General features: G+C 75.9%; 21 protein-coding genes, 1 tRNA gene and 1 other RNA gene. 13 read left to right on the top strand and 10 right to left on the bottom strand.

Going from position 1 to position 21,204, the window contains the following annotated elements:
* Positions 1–51 precede the first annotated feature (51 nt).
* A complete protein-coding gene (locus WCD41_RS08670; RefSeq protein ID WP_337712999.1) occupies positions 52–1,122 on the bottom strand; it encodes a LacI family DNA-binding transcriptional regulator in 1,071 nt (356 codons plus the stop codon).
* A gap of 149 nt (positions 1,123–1,271) precedes the next feature.
* On the opposite strand from WCD41_RS08670, the gene WCD41_RS08665 reads away from it, so the two are divergent.
* From WCD41_RS08665 to WCD41_RS08650, 4 genes are all read left to right on the top strand, one after another.
* Entirely contained in the window at positions 1,272–1,535 is a 264-nt protein-coding gene (locus WCD41_RS08665; RefSeq protein ID WP_337712998.1) for a hypothetical protein, read from the top strand.
* Between the two features lie 72 nt (positions 1,536–1,607).
* A complete protein-coding gene (locus WCD41_RS08660; RefSeq protein ID WP_337712997.1) occupies positions 1,608–2,303 on the top strand; it encodes an RNA polymerase sigma factor in 696 nt (231 codons plus the stop codon).
* Entirely contained in the window at positions 2,300–3,145 is an 846-nt protein-coding gene (locus tag WCD41_RS08655; RefSeq protein ID WP_337712996.1) for an anti-sigma factor, read from the top strand. Before WCD41_RS08660 ends, WCD41_RS08655 begins: the two co-directional genes overlap by 4 nt.
* A gap of 183 nt (positions 3,146–3,328) precedes the next feature.
* Positions 3,329–5,110 (top strand): ATP-dependent DNA ligase, encoded by a 1,782-nt coding sequence (locus tag WCD41_RS08650; protein WP_337712995.1) that lies wholly within the window; start codon positions 3,329–3,331, stop codon positions 5,108–5,110.
* Positions 5,111–5,195: 85 nt separating this feature from the next.
* Here WCD41_RS08650 and WCD41_RS08645 read toward each other — a convergent pair whose 3' ends face one another.
* Positions 5,196–5,477: a hypothetical protein gene (locus WCD41_RS08645; RefSeq protein ID WP_337712994.1), complete on the bottom strand. Its 282-nt coding sequence runs from the start codon at positions 5,475–5,477 to the stop codon at positions 5,196–5,198.
* Positions 5,478–5,709: 232 nt separating this feature from the next.
* Between WCD41_RS08645 and WCD41_RS08640 the strand changes: the two genes are divergently transcribed.
* The 3 genes from WCD41_RS08640 to WCD41_RS08630 all read left to right on the top strand — a co-directional run bounded on the left by WCD41_RS08640 (position 5,710) and on the right by WCD41_RS08630 (position 8,817).
* Entirely contained in the window at positions 5,710–6,489 is a 780-nt protein-coding gene (locus WCD41_RS08640) for a hypothetical protein (RefSeq protein ID WP_337712993.1), read from the top strand.
* Positions 6,490–6,631: 142 nt separating this feature from the next.
* Positions 6,632–7,918 carry a Gfo/Idh/MocA family protein gene (locus WCD41_RS08635; protein ID WP_337712992.1) on the top strand — a complete coding sequence of 429 codons (1,287 nt, stop codon included), beginning with the start codon at positions 6,632–6,634 and terminating at the stop codon, positions 7,916–7,918.
* Entirely contained in the window at positions 7,915–8,817 is a 903-nt protein-coding gene (locus tag WCD41_RS08630) for a TIGR03619 family F420-dependent LLM class oxidoreductase (protein WP_337712991.1), read from the top strand. Before WCD41_RS08635 ends, WCD41_RS08630 begins: the two co-directional genes overlap by 4 nt.
* Here WCD41_RS08630 and WCD41_RS08625 read toward each other — a convergent pair.
* The 4 genes from WCD41_RS08625 to WCD41_RS08610 form a co-directional block, all read right to left on the bottom strand.
* Positions 8,803–9,921 (bottom strand): ROK family transcriptional regulator, encoded by a 1,119-nt coding sequence (locus WCD41_RS08625; RefSeq protein ID WP_337712990.1) that lies wholly within the window; start codon positions 9,919–9,921, stop codon positions 8,803–8,805. The two genes, WCD41_RS08630 and WCD41_RS08625, sit on opposite strands and share 15 nt — an antisense overlap.
* 39 nt (positions 9,922–9,960) lie before the next feature.
* Positions 9,961–10,965, bottom strand: a complete 1,005-nt coding sequence (locus WCD41_RS08620; protein ID WP_337712989.1) for a Gfo/Idh/MocA family protein — start codon at positions 10,963–10,965, stop codon at positions 9,961–9,963.
* Positions 10,966–10,991: 26 nt separating this feature from the next.
* Positions 10,992–11,804, bottom strand: a complete 813-nt coding sequence (locus tag WCD41_RS08615; protein ID WP_337712988.1) for an LmeA family phospholipid-binding protein — start codon at positions 11,802–11,804, stop codon at positions 10,992–10,994.
* 72 nt (positions 11,805–11,876) lie between these two features.
* A tRNA-Ser gene (locus WCD41_RS08610) sits at positions 11,877–11,961 on the bottom strand.
* A gap of 73 nt (positions 11,962–12,034) precedes the next feature.
* Here WCD41_RS08610 and ffs point away from each other — a divergent pair.
* Both ffs and WCD41_RS08600 read left to right on the top strand, forming a co-directional pair.
* Positions 12,035–12,131: signal recognition particle sRNA small type (gene ffs, locus WCD41_RS08605), an RNA gene on the top strand.
* A gap of 52 nt (positions 12,132–12,183) precedes the next feature.
* Positions 12,184–14,304 carry a DNA polymerase III subunit gamma and tau gene (locus tag WCD41_RS08600; RefSeq protein ID WP_337712987.1) on the top strand — a complete coding sequence of 707 codons (2,121 nt, stop codon included), beginning with the start codon at positions 12,184–12,186 and terminating at the stop codon, positions 14,302–14,304.
* Positions 14,305–14,383: 79 nt separating this feature from the next.
* On the opposite strand, the gene WCD41_RS08595 is transcribed toward WCD41_RS08600, so the two are convergent.
* The 3 genes from WCD41_RS08595 to WCD41_RS08585 all read right to left on the bottom strand — a co-directional run bounded on the left by WCD41_RS08595 (position 14,384) and on the right by WCD41_RS08585 (position 18,311).
* Entirely contained in the window at positions 14,384–15,235 is an 852-nt protein-coding gene (locus tag WCD41_RS08595; RefSeq protein ID WP_337712986.1) for a DMT family protein, read from the bottom strand.
* 2 nt (positions 15,236–15,237) lie between these two features.
* Positions 15,238–16,332, bottom strand: a complete 1,095-nt coding sequence (locus tag WCD41_RS08590; RefSeq protein ID WP_337712985.1) for an MGDG synthase family glycosyltransferase — start codon at positions 16,330–16,332, stop codon at positions 15,238–15,240.
* 143 nt (positions 16,333–16,475) lie between these two features.
* Positions 16,476–18,311 (bottom strand): prolyl oligopeptidase family serine peptidase, encoded by a 1,836-nt coding sequence (locus WCD41_RS08585; protein WP_337712984.1) that lies wholly within the window; start codon positions 18,309–18,311, stop codon positions 16,476–16,478.
* 98 nt (positions 18,312–18,409) lie between these two features.
* Between WCD41_RS08585 and WCD41_RS08580 the strand changes: the two genes are divergently transcribed.
* Together WCD41_RS08580 and recR are read left to right on the top strand one after the other, a co-directional pair.
* Positions 18,410–18,730: a YbaB/EbfC family nucleoid-associated protein gene (locus tag WCD41_RS08580; RefSeq protein ID WP_274283592.1), complete on the top strand. Its 321-nt coding sequence runs from the start codon at positions 18,410–18,412 to the stop codon at positions 18,728–18,730.
* A 6-nt stretch (positions 18,731–18,736) separates the two neighbouring features.
* Positions 18,737–19,357: a recombination mediator RecR gene (gene recR / locus WCD41_RS08575; RefSeq protein ID WP_337712983.1), complete on the top strand. Its 621-nt coding sequence runs from the start codon at positions 18,737–18,739 to the stop codon at positions 19,355–19,357.
* Positions 19,358–19,363: 6 nt separating this feature from the next.
* Here recR and WCD41_RS08570 read toward each other — a convergent pair whose 3' ends face one another.
* On the bottom strand, positions 19,364–19,549 hold the full coding sequence (locus WCD41_RS08570) for a hypothetical protein (RefSeq protein WP_337712982.1): 186 nt from the start codon (positions 19,547–19,549) through the stop codon (positions 19,364–19,366).
* A 256-nt stretch (positions 19,550–19,805) separates the two neighbouring features.
* Here WCD41_RS08570 and WCD41_RS08565 point away from each other — a divergent pair, with 256 nt between their 5' ends.
* Both WCD41_RS08565 and WCD41_RS08560 read left to right on the top strand, forming a co-directional pair.
* Positions 19,806–20,675: a helix-turn-helix domain-containing protein gene (locus tag WCD41_RS08565; protein ID WP_337712981.1), complete on the top strand. Its 870-nt coding sequence runs from the start codon at positions 19,806–19,808 to the stop codon at positions 20,673–20,675.
* 82 nt (positions 20,676–20,757) lie between these two features.
* Entirely contained in the window at positions 20,758–20,934 is a 177-nt protein-coding gene (locus tag WCD41_RS08560) for a DUF397 domain-containing protein (RefSeq protein WP_337712980.1), read from the top strand.
* Positions 20,935–21,204 lie beyond the last annotated feature (270 nt).

Below are 21,204 nucleotides of genomic sequence, written 5' to 3'. Positions count from 1 at the left end.
CACACGGTGTCTGCGCGGACGGTCCCGGGGCCCTCCGTTCGGAGGGGGCCGTCACCGCCAGGGCGGGGGTCCGCTCGACGCGCGGACCACCAGTTCGACCGGCAGGCGGTGCTCGTCGGCGGTGGTGGACGGGCGCAGCAGCAGCTCGGCGGCGAGGCGTCCCTTCTCGCGGTGGGGCTGGCGCACGGTCGTCAGCGCCGGGTGCGCGTCGGCGGCCGCCGGGATGTCGTCGAACCCCACGATCGACACGTCGCCGGGCACCGCGAGCCCGGCGTCGGCGGCCGCGGCCATCGCGCCCAGGGCGAGCTCGTCGCTCATCGCGAGCAGGGCGGTCGGGCGGGGACGGCGGGCGAGCAGGGCGGCCGCCGCGCGCCGGCCCGCGTCACGGCCGTAGGGGACGCGTTCCTCCACCGGCACCGCCGACCAGCGGTGCCCCGCGGCCTCGACCGCCTCGCGGTAGCCGATCAGCCGCTCGCGCGAGGCGCGGTAGCGGGCGCGGTCCTGGCGGTCCTCGTCGACCGTGCCCTCCCACCCGTCGTCCACCAGCGGCATGGCGAGGACCCCGAGGCGGGTGTGGCCGAGGTCGAGCAGGTGGCGCGCCGCCGTGGCGGCGCCGCGGCGGTCGTCGATGCCGACGTGGCCGGCGCTCGGGAGGCGGGGCCCGTCGACGACGACGAACGGCAGGCCGCGGTCGACGATCGCGGCGAGCTTGCCCTCAATTGGCACGTCGCAGTAGCAGATCACGGCGTCGACGAGCGCGACACGCGCGACCGCGCCCTCGGGGCCCCCGCTGATCAGCACGAGCGCGAGGTCCTCGTGCTCGCACACCTCGCTGACACCCTGCAGGAACAGCACGGCGGCCGGGTCGCGGAAGGCGAACGACATCGGGTCGTCGTAGACGAGGCCGAGGGCGTTGACCCGTCCCCGCGAGAGCGTCGCCGCGAGGGGGTGGGGGCCCGCGTAGCCCAGCTCACGGGCGGTCGTCAGCACCCGGTCCCGGAGGGCCGCGCTGAGACGTTCCGGGTGGTTGTAGGCGTTGGAGACCGTCGCCCGGGAGACGCCGAGCGCGTCGGCGACGGTCGCGAGCGTGACCCGCCCGCCCCGGCGCCCGTCGGTCTGCACGGCTCGATTCTCCCGGACCCGGGAGGAGACCAGCAGACGACGGCGGGATGAACCGGTTCAACGGCACGTCGATCGACATCGCGCAAGGTCTTGCGGGATCGTGCTTTGAACCGGTTTAGTCGTGGCCACCACGAGATGAGGAGGAGCCCATGGGACTCCGACGGTGGCTCGAGCAGGGGCAGCAGGCGCTGGGGATCGGCGCGGCGGCACGAGAGGTCGCGCGGGAGGCGGAGCGGGTGGTGGCCCGGGCGGCGGCGCGCGAGCGGCTCGCCGCGGTGGAGGGCGAGATCGCGTTCCTGCTCGCCGACGACCGCGTCCCGGCGCGCGGGCGCCGGCTGTGGGCCCTGGAGCAGGCGCGGGACGATCTCCTGGCCGAGCTGGCGACGAGCCCGTCCGGCCACGGGCCCGGATGATTCACTCCGAACGGCCGAACCGTCGGCGACCCCTGGGCGAACGGTGCCCAGGAACCCGACGAGGAGGTGGCCGTGGTGGTCGAGGTGGCTCTGCCCCTGACACCCGTCCGTGCGGACGCGCAGGCCGGCACGGAGGTCGTCTCCGAGGTCGTTCCCGAGGTCGTCCCCGAGGGCGGGGTGGCGGCGGCCGACGCCGCGCTGGTCCGGCGGCTCGACGGGCGGGAGAAGGCGGCCCTCGACGCGCTCTACCAGCGCTACGGACGGCCCGCCTACTCGCTCGCGCGGCGGATCTGCGGCGACGAGGGCCTCGCCGAGGACGTCGTGCAGGAGGTCTTCCTCGCGCTCTGGCGCGATCCCGGCCGCTTCGACCCGGGCCGCGGCACGGTCGCGAGCTGGCTCATGACGCTCGTGCACCACAAGTCGGTCGACGCGGTGCGCCGCGAGGCCACCCGGCGCCGGCACCACCCCACCACCGGCGAGCCGGACGAGGGCGTGCCGGCGGGGGGACCGTCGGCGGCGCGCCAGGCGGTCGGGTCGGTGATCGGCGAGCAGGTGCGGGCGGCCCTGAAGCGCCTGCCGACCGAGCAGCGCACCGCGCTCGGTCTCGCCTACTACGGCGGCTACTCGCAGCGCGAGGTCGCGAGCCTGACCGGGGTGCCCATCGGCACCGTCAAGTCGCGGATGTTCGCGGGCGTGGCGCGCCTGCGCGTCCTGCTCGGACCCGTGCTGGGCGCCTCCGCGGCCGACGCGCTCGGTGACTTCGCGTGAGCGGCTGTGCGCTGCGTGACGACGCCGTCGGTCACGCCTTCTCCGCCCTCGAGCCCGACGAGGACCGCGCGCTGACGGCCCACCTGCCGACCTGCGCGGTCTGCCGCCGCGCCCACGACGAGGCCCTCGACGTCGTGGCCGCTCTCGGCGGCGCGGTGCCGCCGCTCGACCCGCCGGCCGACCTGCGGCAGCGGATCGTCGACGCCGCCCGCGCCGAGCCCGGGCCCGCGCCGCGGCGGTCGGTCCCTGCGCCTCCGCCGACCGGCGCGCCCGCGCCCGCGCCGCCGGAGAAGGCCCCGCGCCCCCGCCGGCGCCTTTTGACGGCCGTCGGCGGGCTCGTCGCCGCGGTCGTCCTCGGCGTCGGGCTGATCGTCGCCCAGGGCGTCCTGCCGACGCAGTCGCCGCCGTCGGACGACCCGTCCACGGTGCTCGCGGACCAGGCCGACCGTGTCGTGGACGACGCCCGCTCCCGCGACCCCGGGGCCAGCACGACCGTGCTGCGCTCCGAGGCGGGGACCCCGGCCGCGGTCGTCGTCGACCCCGGCGACGCGTCGGCGCCGATCCGGCTGGTCGCCGTGGACCTCCCGCCCACGGGCACCGCGCGCGACTACGTCGTGTGGGCGACCGGGCTGCCCGGCAACGCGCCGGAGGCGGTGGCCGTCATGGACCCCGACGATGGCATGACACGCCCCGTCGCCGCGGCGAGCGGTGTGCCGGGTCCGGGCAGCCCGGGCACGCCGGGCGACCCCGGACCCCGCGGGTGGGCCGTGTCGATCGAGCCCACGGGGCCCGTGCCGGCACGGCCGTCGACGGTCGTCGCGGTCGGTCTGGTGGCGACCTAGCGGGTCCTCCCCCGGTCGCCACCGGTCGTTCCACCGTTCGTCGCGTCTCGGTGGTCCCCGGTCGCAGTCCGCGCGCGCCGCGTCCGCGACGACGGTGTCACCGTCGCACCACCCGACTACCGTGGACCGAGCCGGCGATCACGGGTCGGCGCGGTGCTCGGACGTGTCGGGGAGGTGGCGCCGATGACCGATGTGGCGACCCTCGCCACGGGGCTCGCCGACGCCGCGGGCGCGAGCACCGACACCCCGCCGGGACGGCCCATGGTCGCGAGCGCGGGCGACATCCCGCGCGGCGCGGGCTGGGCGTTCGAGTTCGTCTGGGACGGGCTGCGCTGCCTCGCCTCGACCGGCACGGCCGGGCTGCGGCTCGTCACCGACGCCGGCCGCGACGTCACGTCGCACTTCCCCGAGCTCGGGGTCCAGGCCCCGTGGACCAGCACCGCGGGCCTCGTCCTCGACGGCGTCGTGGTCGCGCTCGACGGGGTCGGGCGCCCGAGCGCGGGCAAGCTGCGCCGCCGCCACCGCGTGGCCCACCCGTCGGAGATCCTGCAGGCGCAGGTCCCGGTGTCCTTCTACGTGTTCGACGTGCTCGAGGTGGCCGGCACCTCGACGCGCCGGTTGCCCTACCGCCAGCGTCGCGAGCTGCTCGCGGAGCTCGATCTCTCCGGGAGCAGGGTCGTGATCCCGCCGTCCTTCACCGGTGTCGCCGCCGACGCGGTCGTCAGCACCGCCCGGCGCTACGGGCTCGACGGCGTGGTGGCGAAACGCCTCGAGTCGACCTACCAGGTCGGGCGACGGTCGCGGAGCTGGATCGAGACGCCCGTGCGGCGCTCGCAGGACGTCATCGTCGGCGGCTGGATCCCCGCCCGCGGGCGACCGGGCACCGTCGGCGCCCTGCTCGTGGGTGTGCCCGGCGAGGCGGGGCTGAGCTACTCGGGCCGAGTGGTCACGGGCGTGACCGCGGCCGCGCGCCGCGAGCTCGACGCCGTGCTGGCGCCGCTCGAGCGCCCCGCCAGCCCCTTCGCGACGACCCTGCCCGAGGACGACGGCGGCGAGGTGCACTGGCTGGCGCCGCGCCTCGTCGGCGAGGTCGAGCACCGGCGCTGGACGGCGACCGGGCTGCTCGAGCGGCCCACCTGGCAGGGCCTGCGCTCCGCGCACCCCGCCACGGTCGCGGCGCCCGTCCTGTCCGCGCCCGTGGTCGACACCGACCTGGAGCTGGACGCCCTCGAGATCGCCGACGGGCCGGGCGGGACCACCGCGCCGCCCCCGCGCCGCGTCGCCTCCACGCCCGCCGCCACGCCCGCCGACGTGGTCGCCGTGCCCTCCGCCGAGGACGTCGAGTCGGCGCTGCGCTCGCGGTTCTCGGCCCACTTCGTGCACAACACGCTCACGGCCATCGCGTCCTACGTGCGCACCGACCCGGGACGGGCGCGCGAGCTGCTCACCGAGTTCGCCGACTTCACGCGGTACTCGTTCCGCTCCGGCGGCGAGCTCACCACCGTGGGCGACGAGCTCCACAACGCCGAGCGCTACCTCACCCTCGAGCAGGCCCGCTTCGGTCAGCGCCTGCGGGCGGAGGTCGCCGTCGCCCCGGAGGTCCGCGGCGTGCTCGTGCCGCCGTTCGTCGTGGCGCCCCTGGTCGAGAACGCGGTGCGCCACGGCATCGAGCCGGTGCCCGGCGGCGGGTCGGTCAGCGTCTTCGCGTCCGGCTCGGGGTCCGACTGCGTCATCACGGTCTCCGACGACGGCGCCGGCATGGGCCCGGACGCCACGCGCACCGCGTCGCAGGTCGACCGGCGCCACGGCGGCATCGCCGAGGTCTCGCGCCGGCTGCACGCGACGTTCGGCTCGCAGTGCGACGTCCACGTCGACACCCGGCCCGGCGTCGGTACGGCCGTGCGGCTGCGGATCCCGGCGGTCACCGCGACGGAGTCGCCGGCCGCCCGGGTCATGGTCGGCTGACGCCGCCCCGACGGGCGCGACCGCGGGCAGGCCGGACGGCTCGGGGCCGTCCGGACCGCACGCGCAGCCGCCGGTCGTCGGGTCGTCAGTCGTCCTCGGCGTCCTCCACCACGCTGCACGTGGCGTCCGGCGCCTCGTCGTCCGGCCCGAGGACGTCCGAGAGGATCGGGATGCCGGCCTCGACCCCGCAGGCCTGGACGGGCACGGTCAGGCCGTTGAGCAGGTTCAGCCCCGAGTCGCCCTGGTTGACGACGACGGTGCCCGGGTCGTCGTCGTCCACGACGACGGGGTCGGCCTGCGCCAGGCCGGAGGCGGCGAGCAACCCCGCGCCCGAGAGCGAGACGATCGCGGCAGTACGACGGAACATGAGTGGTCTCCTCGCGAAGCGATGAACGAAGGAGACCGTTCGGCGCATCTGCAGCTGCGGTGAACGGCCCGCGTGGACTCAACCCCGCCGTCGTGGGCCCGGCAATCGGTGCGACGAAGGGCCACCGGAAAGCGTGGTGGTCGGTTGAGCGGGACCAGCGGTGGGCACGACGCGTCGAACGGTCGCCGCGGCACGCTGAACGGCTGTGCGGGATTTCGGGCGGGAGGGCTGGATGGACGTCATCGCGGTGGACTGGTCGGGCGACGCGCGGGCGGCCCACCGGCGTATCCGCGTGGCGTCGGCCGTCCCCGGCCGGCTCGTCGAGGTCCGGGCCGGACTGGACCGCGACGACGTCGCCGACCTCCTGCGCGAGCGCGCCGCGGCGGGCCCCGTGGTCGCCGGGCTCGACTTCTCGTTCGCGCTGCCCGCGTGGTTCGCCCGCGAGCACGGGTGTGCGGACGTGGCGGCGCTGTGGGAGCTGGTCGGGCGCGAGGGTGAGCGCTGGCTGCGGGAGTGCCGGCCGCCGTTCTGGGGACGCGGCGCGACCCCGCGGCCGCCGGACGACCCGGCGCGCCCGCGGTTCCGCCGCACCGAGGAGGACCTGCGCGCCGACGGGTACACACCGTCGTCGACGTTCCAGATCGGCGGCGCGGGCGCGGTGGGCACCGGCTCGCTGCGCGGCATGCCCCACCTCGCCCGCCTGCGCGCGGCGGGATTCGCGGTCTGGCCGTTCGACGCCGCCGGGCCCGCCACCCTGCTCGAGGTCTACCCCCGCGTGCACACGGGCCCGGTGGTGAAGCGCTCGCTGCCGGCGCGGCGCGCGGTCGCCGGCGACGACCCGCGCATCCCGCCGGACCTGCTCGACGACGTCGTCGCGAGCGAGGACGCGTTCGACGCCGCGTCCGCGGCGCTCGCGATGGCCGAGCACACCGACGAGCTCCGCGCCCTGCGCGCGGCCCCGCCGGGGAGTCCGGAGGCCCTCGAGGGTGCGCTGTGGCGCCCGCGGCCCTGAACGATCGTTCGTTGGACGTGTCGTTCGTGAAGTGGCCGCCCTCACCCGGCAGCGTCGTGTCCCCCGATGGGGGCAGGATGGGAGGTCCGGAGAGAGTAGCGGCGCGGCCGCCGACGAGGGTCGGTGAGAGGGGGGAGCGCGGGTGGGCCTCGGGTCAGGACCGGTGCGGGTCGGGATCGTCGGCGCCGGGAGTCGGGGGCGGTTGCACGCGCGCAACGTCGCCCGTGCCGGGGGCCGGGTCGTCGCGATCGCCGAGCCGGTCCGCGAGCGGCGTGAGCGGCTCGCCGACACCCACGACGTGCCCGCGGCGGCGCGCTTCGCGCACTGGACCGACCTCGCCGCGTGCGCCGAGCGGCTCGTCGACGTCGTCGTCATCGCGACCCAGGACCACGACCACGCCGGCCCGGCGATCGCCTTCGCCGAGCGCGGGATCCACATCCTCGGCGAGAAGCCGATCGCGCCCGACGAGCCCGCGGCCCTGCGGGTGGCCGAGGCGGTGCGCCGCGCCGGGGTGCACTTCACGATCTCCCACCCGTTGCCGTACGCGCCCTCGACCCGTGCCCTGGTCTCGGCCCTGCGGGCGGGTCGCATCGGCGACCTCGTGTCGGTGCAGCACCTCGAGCCGGTCGGCGCCTGGCACTTCGCCCACTCCTACGTGCGCGGGTCCTGGCGCCGCGAGGACCTCGCGTCGTCGCTGCTGCTCGCGAAGTGCTCCCACGACATCGACCTGCTCACCCACCTCGTCGGCGATCGCCCCTCCCGCCTCGCGTCCTTCGGCCGGCTGAGCCACTTCCGGTCCGACCGCCAGCCCGAGGGGGCCGCGGCCCGCTGCCTGGACTGCGCGATCGAGCCGACCTGCCCGTACTCCGCGCCGCGGCTGTACCGTTCCTGCCTCGGCGACCCCGACTGGGAGCACCAGCTGCTCGGCGCGGTCACCGACGTGCCGACCCCCGAGGCCCTCGACGAGGCGCTGCGCGACGGCCCCTACGGGCGCTGCGTGTACCGCTGCGACAACGACGTGGTCGACCACCAGGTCGTCGCCTTCGAGTTCGACAGTGGCATCACCGCGACCCACACCGTGACGGCGTTCTCCGACCAGGCCCCCCGCCAGACGCGCGTGTTCGGCACCCACGGGGCGGTGGAGGCGAACGGCGGGGTCCTGCGCTTCCACGACTTCCGGGCCCACCCCGACCAGGCCGTCGAGACGCTGTCCGTGGGCGACGGCCGCGCCCCGCACCACGAGGGCGACGAGGAGCTCGTGCGCACGTTCCTGCAGGGCGTCGCCGACGGCGACGAGTCGGGCAACCTCACCGGGATCGAGGAGGCCCTGACCAGCCACCGGATCGTCTGGGCGGCCGAGGCCGCCCGGCGCTCGGGGGAGACGGTGCGGATGGCGTGGGACGAGGTCCCGGTGCAGGCCTGCCGGTGAGGATCGGCGTCACCGTCCCCAACTTCGGCCCCGCCGCCACCGCCGACTCGTTGCGCGCGTGGGCCGCGGTGGTCGAGGACGCCGGGTTCGACTTCCTCATGGTCGGCGACCACGTCGCCGCCACCCCGGACGTCACCGCGGCGTACCCCGGGCCGTTCTGGGAACCGCTGACGCTCCTCGGCTACCTCGCGGGCGTCACCCGCCGCGTGGAGCTCGGCACGACCGTGCTCGTCGTGCCCTACCGCGAGCCGCTGCTGACCGCGCGCAGCCTGGCGGGCCTCGACCAGCTCAGCGACGGCCGGCTGATCGTCGGCGTGGGGGTCGGCTGGGCGGGCGCCGAGTTCGCCGCGCTCGGGCTCGACCCGCGCCGGCGCGGCGAGGTCACCGACGAGTACCTGCGCGCCCTGCTCGCGCTCTGGTCGGACGACGTCGTGAGCTTCGCCGGGCGCCACGTCGCCTTCACCGACGTCGACGCCCGGCCCCGTCCGCACCGCACGCCGCACCCGCCGCTGTGGATCGGGGGCAACGGCGCCGCCGCCCGCCGGCGCGCCGCGCGGTTCGGGCAGGCCTGGCACCCGCTGCGCGTCCCCGCCGGCTGGCTGCGCGCGACCGGGCTGCCCGCGCTGCGCGCGGCCGCCGACGCGGAGGGCCGCCCCGCGCCCGCGCTCGCGCCGCGGGTCGTCCTGCACCCGACCACGGAGCACCGGGCCGACGGCGACCGACTCGTCGGGGAGGGCCGCCCGGACCAGATCCGTGCCGACCTCGACGAGCTGCGGGAGCTCGGGGCCACCCACGTGCTGCTCGACACCCACCGCGACGCGGACGCGGCGGCCCGGGCCGACCACGCCGCCCAGCGGGCGCTCGTCGAGGACGCCGCCCGCTGGCTACCCCCGTCCTGAGACCAGGCTCTCCCAGGCGAGCCGGCGGGCCTCGGCCAGCGCGCCCCACAGCGGTGCGCTCTCCCCGAGGGCCCCGGCGACGACGGGCACCTCCCGCGGCGCGAGCTCGGCCACCGTCGCCTCGACGTGCGGCCGGAGCCCGGGGATGAGGCCGACCGGGCCGCCCAGGACGAGCAGCGCGGGGTCGATCGTCGCGCACACGGCGACGGCCGCCTCGCCCAGCGTGCGGCCGGCCCGCTCCAGCGTCGCCTCGTCGACGGGGCCCGGAGCGGCCAGCCCGTGGGCGGCGACGGCCTCCCCGAACCGGAACCGCCCGGTGCCCTCCCCGACCGGGAGGTAGCCGATCTCGCCGGCGAGCCCCCGCGCGCCGCGGACCAGCACGCCGTCGACGACCAGCCCGAGCCCGACGCTGTGCCGCTCGCCGACGTAGAGGTAGGCGAAGGTGGCCGTGTCGGCCGCGGCGCCGTGGTCGCGCTCCGCCAGGGCCGCGAAGTTGACGTCGTTGTCGAGCACGACCATCGCCGGGTCGACGCCGCGCACGTCCTCGACGCCGACGACCCCGGCCGGGAACGCCGACTCCCGCAGCTGGACCACGCGGCCGCTCGCCGGGTCGACGGGGTTGGCGATCGACACCGCGACCGCGCGGATCGGCCGTCCGTCGGCGCGCCAGCGCTCGCCGAGCGCGGAGAGGACCTCGTCGAGACGCGGGGCGACGTGGCCGTCGTCGGGCGGGTCGTGGTCGGCGCGCTCGAGGCTGCGTCCCGCGAGGTCGCCGACGGCGGTCCGCACGAGCGAGCGGTTGATCTCGACCGCCACGACGACGCCGGCCCCCGGCGCGAGGTCGTAGAGGGTCGCGACCGCACCCGGCACCCCGGAGCGCGGGCCGACGGCGACGAGCACCTCGTCGCTCTCCAGGCGGCGGACGGCCTCGCTGATGGCGGGCGGCGAGATGGCGGTGCGCCGCGACAGCTCGGCGCGGGTCAGCGGCCCGTCCTCGGCCGCCAGACAGTCGAGGATCGCCCTCTCGGTGGTCGCGCGGCGCAGACCGCTGTGCGGCGACGTGCCGCGCGCGCCCGCCACCGCCTCCTGCTCACGATCGGCCATGAGTCCTCCTGCCGTCCGCGTGCAGGGTAGGGGGCCGCGTCACACGGCGGTGTCGTCCTCCCGGAAGACGAGGCCCAGCTGGTCGGCGGCCTCGGCGAGCACGCCCTGGACGGCGAGCGTGTCGTCGAGGGGCATCACCGTGCTCTCGGTCCTCCCGGCGCGCAGGCACTCGGTGACCTCGATCAGCTCGTGGAAGTACCCCGCGCCGGTGGCGGGCAGCTCGATGCGCTCGCCGGGGTCGTCGGTGTCGTGGTGCAGCACGATCGTGCTCGGGTGGTGGAAGCGCGGGAGCACGTCGATCCAGCCCGTCGTCCCGAAGACCCGTGCCTGGCCCGGCGAGGGGCTGTGGAACGAGGTCTGCAGCGTCGCGAAACGGCCGTCCTGGAACGCCAGCAGCATCGCCCCGTCCGCGTCGACCCCCGTGGTCTCGCGGGACGCGACGGCCGTGACGCGGTCCGGCGTGCCGAGCACCATCTGCGCGAACGACACGGGATAGACGCCGAGGTCGAGCAGCGCGCCCCCGCCGAGCTCCGGGGCGAACAGCCGGTCGGTGGGGTCGACGTCGCGGACCGTCCCGAGGTCGGCCTGCACCGAGCGGGGCTCGCCGATGGCGCCCTGCGCGATGAGCTCGCGCATCCGGACGACCGCGGGCTGGAAGCGCGTCCACATCGCCTCCATCGCGAACGCCCCGCGGGTGCGGGCGGTGTCGACCACCCGCCACGCCCCGGCCAGGGTCGCGGTGAACGCCTTCTCCACGAGCACGCCCTTGCCGGCCTCGAGGCAGGCGACGGCGAGCTCCGCGTGCTGCGGGTGCGGCGTCGCGATGTAGACGACGTCGACCTCGGGGTCGTCGACGAGCGCGCGGTAGCTGCCGTGGGCACGGGTGCCGGCGCCGCCGCCGTGGGCGTCGGCGAAGGCCCGGGCCCGCTCCTCCGACCGCGACCCGACCGCCGCGAGGGAGGCGCCCTCGACCAGCGCGAGGTCGTCGGCGACCTTCTCGGCGATGCGACCGGGCCCGGCGATGCCCCAGCGGATGTCCTGCATACGGCTCACCTTCCCAGCGCGGCCGTCTACGACCCCGGGCGGGCCAGCAGGTCGACGTCGCGCGCCGTCCCGGACACCACCAGCTCGCCGTCCTCCGCGCGCAGCTCGGTCGCGGTGATCGAGAAGGGAAGCTGCCCGGGGTCGACGCTGGTCGAGAAGCCGGAGAGCTGCCGGCGCAGCGCGGCGGCGGCCGCCTGCCCGGTCTGCCCCTCCCCGCCCTCGGCGCGGATGTCGCGGGCCTGCAGCGTGATCCGGCCGCCGGAGAGACGGAAGGTCGCGATCACCGAGACCTGGACCTGCTGCCCGCCGACCGTCCGGGTCGAGTCCAGGCGCACGGCGTTGGCGGGGTCGACGCCGGCCAGCGCGCTGCTGCTGCCCGACGCCCCGGAGTCGTCGGCGTCGGCGGCGGCGCGCAGCTGCTCGAGGTCGGCCTCGGTGAGGGGCTCGATCGTCAGCTCACCGACGTCGAGCAGGCGGGCGAGGTCGGTGGGGTTCACGCGCGCCGACGCGACGACCTGGTCGGCCGGGATCTCGCGGACCTGCCCGTTCACGAGGTTCTGCAGCGGGAGCGACACCCCGGAGAGGTCGGCGGTCAGCGTGATGTCGCGCAGCTCGCCGTAGCGGATGTGCGGCGCCGAGAGCCCGACGTCGTCGAAGCGGCCGGACAGGGCCTGGGTGACGAACGGGAAGCCGCGGACGCTGACGTCCGGCTCGGCGGGCAGCGAGAGGGCGTCCTGCAGGGCCACCGCGACCCGGTCCTCCGCGATCCAGCGCGCGCCGAAGTCGACGCCGACGAGCACGGCGACGAGGACGAGCAGGCTGATGAGGCATCCGCGCACGCCACCACCGTGACAGCGCGACGCCGACCGGCCCGCAGGGGGTCCGGTCGGCGTCGGTGTCGATCGCGAGAGCGGAGGATACGGGATTCGAACCCGTGAGGAGTCTCCCCCAACACGATTTCCAATCGTGCGCCTTAGGCCGCTCGGCCAATCCTCCGCGGGGAACGATACAGCCCTCGCCCGTGCCGACCCGGGGGCCGGGTGCCGCTCGCCGACTCCGTTACAGTGGGCACCGGACCCCGCGCGGCGTCCATCCTGTGAACTCCCCCAGGGCCGGAAGGCAGCAAGGGTCAGCGGGCTCTGGCGGGTGCGCGGGGTCCCCTTCATCTCTCCTCCGGTCCGGTCCCTCGCCGTCGGACCCTCCGCGTAGCCTCGCCTCGTGGCTCTGGCGCTGTACCGCAGGTATCGGCCGTCGACGTTCGCCGAGGTCGTCGGCCAGGAGCACGTCACCGATCCGCTGCGCACCGCCCTGTCGGCGGGCCGGGTCAACCACGCCTACCTCTTCTCCGGCCCGCGCGGCTGCGGCAAGACCTCCAGCGCGCGCATCCTCGCCCGGTCGCTCAACTGCGCGCAGGGCCCGACGCCCGATCCCTGCGGGGTCTGCGAGTCGTGTGTCGCGCTCGCCCCGAACGGCCCCGGCTCGCTCGACGTCACCGAGATGGACGCGGCCAGCCACAACGGCGTCGACGATGCCCGCGAGCTGCGCGACCGCGCCCACTTCGCGCCGGTCAGCTCCCGGTACCGGGTCTTCATCATCGACGAGGCCCACATGGTCACCACGGCGGCGTTCAACGCGCTGCTCAAGGTCGTCGAGGAGCCGCCGGACCACCTGATCTTCGTCTTCGCGACGACCGAGCCGGAGAAGGTGCTGCCGACCATCCGGTCGCGCACCCACCACTACCCGTTCCGCCTCCTGCCGCCGAGCACGCTGCGCGGCCTGCTCGAGCGCATCTGCGCCGACGAGGGCGTCACCGTCGAGCCCGCCGTCTACCCGCTGGTGGTCCGCGCCGGCGGGGGCTCGGCGCGTGACTCGCTGTCGGTGCTCGACCAGCTCCTGGCGGGTGCCGACGACGCCGGGGTCACCTACGCCCACGCCGTCGGCCTGCTCGGGGTCACCGACGTCGCGATCCTCGACGACGTCGTCGACGCGCTCGGGGCGCAGGACGGCCCCGCGGTCTTCGGGGCGGTCGACCGTCTCGTCGAGGCCGGGCACGACCCGCGGCGCTTCGCGGCCGACCTCCTCCAGCGCCTGCGCGACCTCATCCTCGTCCAGGCCGTGCCGGACGCGGGGGAGCGCGGGCTGGTCGACGTGCCCGCCGACGAGATGGAGCGGATGGTCGACCAGGCCCAGCGCCTCGGTCCGGCCGCACTCGCCCGCCACGCCGAGCTCGTGCACACCGCGCTCACCGAGATGCGGGGCGCCACCGCGCCGCGCCTGCTGCTCGAGCTGGTGTGCGCCCGGATGCTGCTGCCCGCGGCGTCGTCCACCGACGCGGCGATGGTGCAGCGCCTCGAGGGCGTCGAGCGGCGCCTCGCGCTGGGGGCCTCGGGCGGCGGGGCCCCGGCCGGGGCGGGTGCCGAGGGCGCGGACGAGCCGGCCCGCTTCACGCGCCCGTCGCAGGCCCCGTCCGCGCCGCCGCAGACATCGTCGCCGCAGGCCCCGCCGCAGACCCCGCCGCCGACCACGCAGCAGGCGCCGCCCCGGGCCGACGAGCAGGACGCCACCGTCGAGCCGCCGACCGACCGGCAGACCTCCACCGTCACGAGCCGCGACGACCCGCCCCGCGACGTGCCGCGGGAGGACCGGCGTCCGCCGGCGCGTCCCGAGCCCGCCGCCCGTGAGGAGCCGCCGGCCGCGGCGCCGGCGCCCGGTGCCATGGATGCGGCCGGCCTCCGGCGCGTGTGGCCCGAGGTCATGAACCAGGTCCGCGAGCGCAACAAGCCCACCCACGCGCTGCTGCAGAACGCGACGGTCACGGCGGTCGAGGGCACCACCGTCACCCTCGGCATGCCGACGCCCCCGCTGGCGCGTCAGCTCTCCCAGCCGAACCGCGCCGACCACGTCGCCGCGGCGCTGGGCGCCGTGCTGTCGGGGCAGTGGCGGGTGGAGGCGGTCCACGGCGCCGGCGACGGCGGTGGGGCCCCGGCACGCCCCGCGCCCGCCCGCCAGCGGCCCGACCCGCCGCAGCGCCCGAGCCGCCCCGAGCGTCCCCGGCGCGAGGACGCCCCGCCGGACCGGTCCGGCCCCCCGGCGCAGGAGCAGCACCGCGAGGCCGCCGCCCCGCCGCAGCGCCCGAGCCGGCCGGCGCCCGGTCCGTCGGACGTCCCGCCGCCCCCGGAGCCCCCGCCCGAGGACGGCGAGGTCACCGAGGAGGACATGTACAACGAGGCCGCCGCCGACCCGGGCGGCGCCTCCGGCGGGGCGCGCGTCGACCCCGAGGAGGCGGCGATGGAGCTGCTGACCTCCCAGCTCGGCGCACGCCGGGTCGACGGGCGCTAGTCAGCGCGGCCGGCCGAGCGCTCCGGAGCCGGGTCGGTGCGCTGCCCGCCGTTCTGATCGAACGGCACCTTCGGTCGGATCACCGGGGCCTGGTCGGGGCAGGCGGGCGCTCCGGCGCCGGGTCGAGCAGCCGCACGCCGACGACGGCGAGGCCCGCCGCGAGCACGACGCCGAGCGTGGTCGGGGCGTCGAGGGCGAGGCGCTCGCCGAACCACGTCGCGCCGATCGCCGTGGCGACCAGCGGGTCGGCGAGCAGGATGACCGTCACCACCGGCCCGGCGCGGCGGGCCCGGGCGAGCGCCCGCTGGCTCAGGACGAACGCCCCGGGGCCGACGACCAGCAGCAGCACCGCGGCCAGGGCGTGCTGGGGGTCGGTCAGCACGGCACCGGGATCGCGGGCGAGGACCGCGAGCAGGGAGGCGGCGAGCCCGTAGCCGGCCCCGCACGCCAGGGCGAGGCCCAGTGCCCCCGCCGCGCCGGGCCGCCGCCGCGCCCACGCGAGCCCGGCGGCCACGACGACCGCGACACCGAGCAGGCTCAGCACGACCGGGGTGCTCGCGAGGTCGACGACGCCCGAGCCCGTGACCGACCCGATCAGCACGACGACCAGCAGCGGGCCGAGCATCGCCAGCCCGACGCCGAGCAGCGGGCCGCGCCCGGGCATCCGGCGGGCGAGCAGCGACTCGCCGACCGTCGTCCAGGCGACCGCGGTCGCGAGCAGCGCCTGGACGACCACCACGGCCCCCTGCGCCAGCGCCACGGCCTGCAGCGCGCTCGCCACCACCGACGCACCGGTCCCCGCCAGCCACCAGGGGCGGCGCAGGAGCCGGTGATCCGCCGCGCCGCCGAGCTCGTGCGTCGCCCGTTGCTGCGCGACCACCGCCGCACCGGCCGCGGCGGCGGAGGCGAGGGCGAGCAGCACGGCGAGCACGGCTACCCCACCGCGGAGAGCGCCGGTTCCCCGAGCACGCCGGCGTGACGGGCGACGGCGGCGGACGCGTCGCGCTCCTCGGTCCACCACGGCCGCGGCGGGCGGCGGCGCAGGGGCCGGACGCCGAAGCGGTCGATCGCGGCGACGAGCTCGTCGGGGCCCCGCAGCCACGGCGCGATCCCGGCCTCGTCGAGGACGGCCGCGTTGGCGCGGCCGTGCCCGGGGATGGGGCGGTAGGTCACCGCCGGGAGCCCGGCCACCAGCGCCTCGGTGAACGACAGCCCGCCGGCGTTGTGGACGAGGACGTCCGCGGCCGCCATGAGCTCGGGCACGTCGTCGCGCCAGCCCAGTGTCACCACCCGCTCCCGGTCGGCAAGCCTGGCGCGGAGCTTGATGTTGCGCCCGCAGGCGACCACGGACCACGCCCGCGGGTGCCGGCCGAGCGCGTCGACGGCCTTCTCGACCTCGCCCATCCCCAGGGAGCCCGAGACGAGCAGGGCCACCGGGGCGTCGTCGGGGACGCCGAGCTCCGCGCGCACCCGTCCGCGGGTCGCGACGGGCATGGGGCGTGAGAAGCGCGGCGCGCAGAGCGGCCCGACGCTGCGCAGCCGGACGCCGTAGCGCGCGCCGTCGGCGGCGGTGGCGTCGGTGACCGTGAGGTGCTCGTCGAGCCCGGGATGGCACCAGAGGCGGTGCGCGGCGGGGTCGGTGAGGTACGTCAGCGCCGGCACGTCCAGGCGCCCGATCGCCCGCAGCGCACCGAGGGTCTGCCCGGCGAGCGGGTAGGTCGTGACCACGGCGTCGACGTCGCGCGCGGCGTCGAGGACGGGCTCCTCGGCGGCCCGGATCAGCCGCTGCGTGACGACGCTCGCCGGCCGTCGCGGGTGCTCGAGGTCGGTGAAGATCCGGTCGAAGAGGGCGGGCGTGTGGTGCACCGACGGCGCGTAGAGGTCCCGCAGCGCTCGCCGGCCCCAGGTGGGGAGCAGGTCGGTCCAGTCGAGCACGTGGGCGGCCACGCCACGGCGGTCGAGTCGCCGCACGAGCTCCCGCGCCGCGCCGTCGTGGCCCTGGCCGATCGCGGCGCTGAGGACCAGCACCCGGGGTCGAGGGAAGGGCATCGCAGGGGCGCTCCGGCATCGCTCGGCATCGCGGACACCGTCACCCCACCGGACCTGTCGGGGCGGGGGATGAACGTGCGGTGAGCAGCGCCGGGAGATCGGATGGCGGTCGGCCCGTGCCGTCAGCCCGCGAGCACGCGGGACAGGAACGCGACCGCGCGCGGGTAGGCGTCGAGCCGGTTGACCCGCTTCGCGAGCCCGTGGCCCTCGTCGTCGTAGACGGCCATCTCGACCTCGACGCCGTTGGCGCGCACGGCCGTCGCGACCTGCTCGGCCTCGGAGAGCGGGACGCGAGGGTCGTTGGCGCCGTGGATGACGAACAGCGGCGCACGGACGTCGCCGATCCGGTTCAGCGGCGAGGCGCGCTCGAGGAAGTCGCGGTCGCGCTCGAGCGAGCCGTACTCCCGCTCACGGTGGGCGCGCCGGTACGGCGAGGTGTTCTCCAGGAACGTCACGAGCGAGGAGATGCCGACGATGTCGACGCCCGCGGCCCAGAGGTCGGGCTGGAAGGCGACGCCCGCCAGCACCATGTAGCCGCCGTAGGACCCGCCCCACAGCGCCGCGCGGGCGGGGTCGAGGCCGAGCGTCGGCAGGTAGGCGTGCAGGGCCCCGAGGTCGGCCACCGAGTCGAGCCTGCGCTCGACGTCGTCCAGGGAGTACCAGCGCTTTCCGTAGCCGACCGAGCCGCGCACGTTGGGCACGAGGACCGTGTGCCCGTCGCCCACGAGCGCCTGCACGATCGCCGAGAACGCGCGCACCGACTGACCCTCCGGCCCGCCGTGCACGATCGTCACGCTCGACCCGGACGGCTGCGCGGGCCGGTAGACGAAGCACGGCACGGTCTCGCCGTCGGGCGTCGGCACGCCGTGGCTGGTGGGGTCGACGAGGTCCACGCCGGGAGGGAGCGACGCGGCCAGGGGCTCGCGGGACGACGCGACGACGGCGGCACGGCCGCGCGCGGCGTCGACGAGCAGGACGTCGGCGGGCGTCGCCGGGTCGGTCCACGTGATCGCGAGCCCGGTGGAGTCCGGCGACCAGCGCGGGGTGGCGAGGAAGTCGGCGACGCCGCCGCGCAGCTCGGGCGGCAGCGCGATCGTGCGCAGGAACGTCCCGTCGGCGTCGTGCACGGCGAGGCGGCTCGCGCCGTCGTCGTCGGTGACGGCGAGCAGCAGCCGGCCGTCGGGGGACAGGCGCGCGGCGACGTCGTGGGCCTCGTCGGTGACGAGCCATGTCAGGGCCCCGGTGGCGACGTCGAGGCGGGCGACGCCGAGGTGGTCGCGCCCGGCGTCGGTGGTGACGACGGCGGCGGTGCCGTCGGGCAGCCACTCCGGCGAGAGGTGGCGGGCGTGCTCGTCGGCGCCGGTGAGCTCGGTGACGCTGTCGCCGGCGAGCAGCAGCACCTGCGAGCTGAGCGCGGGCACGCCGGGCCGGGTCATGAGGGCGCGCGTCCCGTCGGGGGAGACCGCGGCGTTGCCGACCATCCCGCCGCCGTCGTAGAGGACGGTCTCGGTGCCGGCGTCCACGTCGCGCACGACGAGGTCGAAGTCGACGCCGTTGCGGCGGTTGGTGGCGTAGACGACCCGCCCGCCCTCGAGGACCTCGACGAGGCCGTGGATGTGGTCGGGGTCGTGCACGAGCGGCGTCAGCCCGTCCTCGCCGACGGGGTCCGCTCCCTCGGAGACGGCGTCGGGGTCGAGCAGCGAGAGCTGCGCGCGCTCGTTGCCGCCCGCGTCGTGGGACACGACGATCCGTCGCCGGCCGGGGAGGTAGCGCCCCGAGACCGCGCCGGGCAGTGCCGTCAGCGGAACCCGGGTCCCCTCGGGACGCAGCTCGACGAGCTGGACGGACCCGGAGGCGTCGTGCCCGGCGAGGATGCGCCCCTCGGCGTCCACGTCGAAGGCGCGCCACGTGGTCGCGTCGAGGAGGCGGTGCAGCAGGGTGTCGCTCGCGGTGGTCATCGCCGCTGAGCCTGCCTGGTCGCGGGGTGCGACGGCGAGGGTGCGGGCGTGGTTACGCTGGTGACGTGCAACCCGGTCAGAACCCTGAAGGCATGGACATGGGCGCGCTGCTGCAGCAGGCGCAGGCGATGCAGGAGCAGCTGATGTCCGCCCAGGCGGAGCTCGCCGAGGCCGAGGTCACCGGCCAGGCGGGCAACGGGCTGGTCACCGTCACCCAGACCGCGGCCGGCGAGATCCGCGCCGTGACGATCGACCCGAAGGTCGTCGACCCGGACGACGTCGAGACGCTGCAGGACCTCGTGGTCGGGGCGCTCGCCGACGCCGCGCAGGCGGCGGCCGACCTCCAGGCGGAGAAGATGGGCCCGCTCGCGGGCGGGCTCGGGGACATGGGCGGCGGGCTGGGCCTGCCCGGGCAGTAGTCCCGGGTGTTCGAGGGGCCGGTCCAGGACCTCATCGACGAGCTGGGCCGGCTGCCCGGGATCGGGCCGAAGAGCGCCCAGCGCATCGCGTTCCACCTCCTCGCCACCGAGGAGGCCGACGTGACCCGCCTGCAGGAGGCCCTGCAGAAGGTCAAGGTCGGCGTGGTCTTCTGCGAGGTCTGCGGCAACGTCTCGGAGCGACCCCGCTGCCGTATCTGTGCCGACGCCCGGCGCGACGCGGCGCTCGTGTGCGTCGTCGAGGAGCCCAAGGACGTCATGGCGGTGGAGCGCACCCGCGAGTTCCGCGGGCGCTACCACGTGCTGGGCGGGGCGCTCGATCCGCTCTCGGGCGTCGGCCCCGACCAGCTGCGGGTCCGCGAGCTGCTCACCCGCATCGGCGGTGCCGGCAGTGATCAAGGGGGGGAGCCGGAGATCACCGAGGTCATCCTCGCCATGGACCCCAACACCGAGGGCGAGGCCACGGCCACCTATCTCGTGCGCCTGCTGCGCGACTTCCCGGGGCTGACCGTCACCAAGCTGGCGTCCGGCCTGCCGATGGGCGGCGACCTCGAGTTCGCCGACGAGCTCACGCTCGGCCGCGCCCTCGCAGGTCGCCGCGCTCTCTAGCTGCTCCTAGCAGAGATCCCGGCCCCGCGCCGGCGTGCGCCCGGCTGTCACCTCGACCCGGCCGAGGTCCATCGCGGCCCGGTGCAGGCGGCCGCTGCGCCGCCGGGTGGCCTCGCGGTGCATCGAGATGCCCACCAGCACACCCACCACGAACAGGGCCCAGAAGACGATCACCAGAACGATGATCGTCATGGCGGTCATCGTCGCCCGCGGGTGATCCCGCGGCGACGCCATCGGCGCTCGCTCCTCGTCACGGTCATGATCTCTGCCTCCCGTCGAGTCGTGCTGACACGGCTCCGGCGATCCGGCGGCCCGTGCTCTGAGAGTGCCCAGTGTGATGCCGCAGCACAAGTGAATCCTGCAATTGCACGCAACGATTGCGTGACGACATGGCTGTGCGCGGTCTACCGTGTGCGCACCGAGGTCGGCGGAGCGGGAGGAGGCGCGGATGACCTGGTCACCGGGCCCCGTGGTGACCCGTCGCCGCCTCGGCGGGGAGCTCAAGCGGCTGCGCGAGGGCGTCGGGCTGAAGCTCGAGGACGTGGCCCGGCGGCTGGAGTGCTCGCCGTCGAAGATCAGCCGGCTCGAGAATGGGAAGGGAATCCCGCGTACGCGAGACGTCCGTGACATGCTCGACATCTACGGGGTCCCTGATGAAGCCACCCGGACCCTGCTGCTGAGCTGGTCGAAGACCGGCCAGGCGAGGATGTGGTGGCAGGACTACAGCGACGTCCTACCTCCGGTGATGGCTACCTACGTCGAGCTGGAATGGGACGCCTTCCGGATCACAGCCTTCGAACCGCACCTCGTGCACGGCCTTCTCCAGACGCGGGACTACGCACTCGCGGTCCTGCGCAACGGATACGCCTCGGGCGCATCACCAGATGCGCTCGAACGTCTCGCCGAGGTGCGGATGAGGCGACAGGACGCCCTCACCGCCGATCACGGCTTGACCTTCGACTGCGTGCTCGACGAGTCCGTCCTGCATCGCGTGGTGGGATCACCACGAACACAGCGGGCTCAGGTCGAGCACCTCATCGCGATCGCTGAGGCCGAGCACGTCGACGTCCGCGTTCTCCCGTTCTCTGCGGGTCTCCTGCCCTCGAGCAGGGACTCCTTCGCGCGGCTCGAGTACGACGGCTTTAGCGGGGACATGATCTACGTCGAGCAGCCGGAGACGGCGGGCGAGCTTCTCGACGAACCGGTGAGGGTGGCAGAGCGGAGCGCCCGGCTCGGTGCGCTGAAGGCCGCCGCGCTCTCGGAGAAGGAGTCCATTCCCCTGATGAAGGACGCCATCCGGCGCATCGAGCAGCCGTGATCCGGACCTGCGTGCGGTCGGTGTCCACCCGTGCGCCAGACTTCGTCGCCGCGGAGATCACCTACAGGGGAGAGTGCGCACCGTGGACGTGCGAACCAGCAGCTTCTGCACCGACGGTGCCTGCGTCGGCGTGGCGGTCGAGGGCGACGAGGTCCGGGTCGTCGACACCAAGTCCGCGGCGGCGCTGCGGTTCACGTCCGCGGAGTGGGCGGCGTTCGTCGCCGGCGTCAAGGCCGGCGAGTTCGACCTGCCCCGCTGAGACCGGTCACGACGCTCGTCGTGGCCCCGGTGGCGGGTCCCCCGCCCGATAGGGGATCCGCCACCGATCCGGCACGCGGAGCCGGCGCGGGGCTCAACGGGCACCCCGCGAACCCGTGTCCCGAGGACACGGGTGCCCTGAGCTCAGGGATACGGAGTACGTGAACCCGCGACTGTGCTCGCCCGGACACCAAGATCCGGAATCGTGGAGCGATCGTTCCGCTCAGCGAGGCAATCGCTCCACAGATTCAGATCTTGTGTCCGACTGTGG

The organism is Actinomycetospora aeridis (genome assembly GCF_037400275.1).
Taxonomy (GTDB): Bacteria; Actinomycetota; Actinomycetes; order Mycobacteriales; family Pseudonocardiaceae; genus Actinomycetospora; species Actinomycetospora aeridis.
The sequence above is the reverse complement of the archived record's forward strand: the minus strand, read 5'-3'. Positions and strand labels throughout refer to the sequence as shown.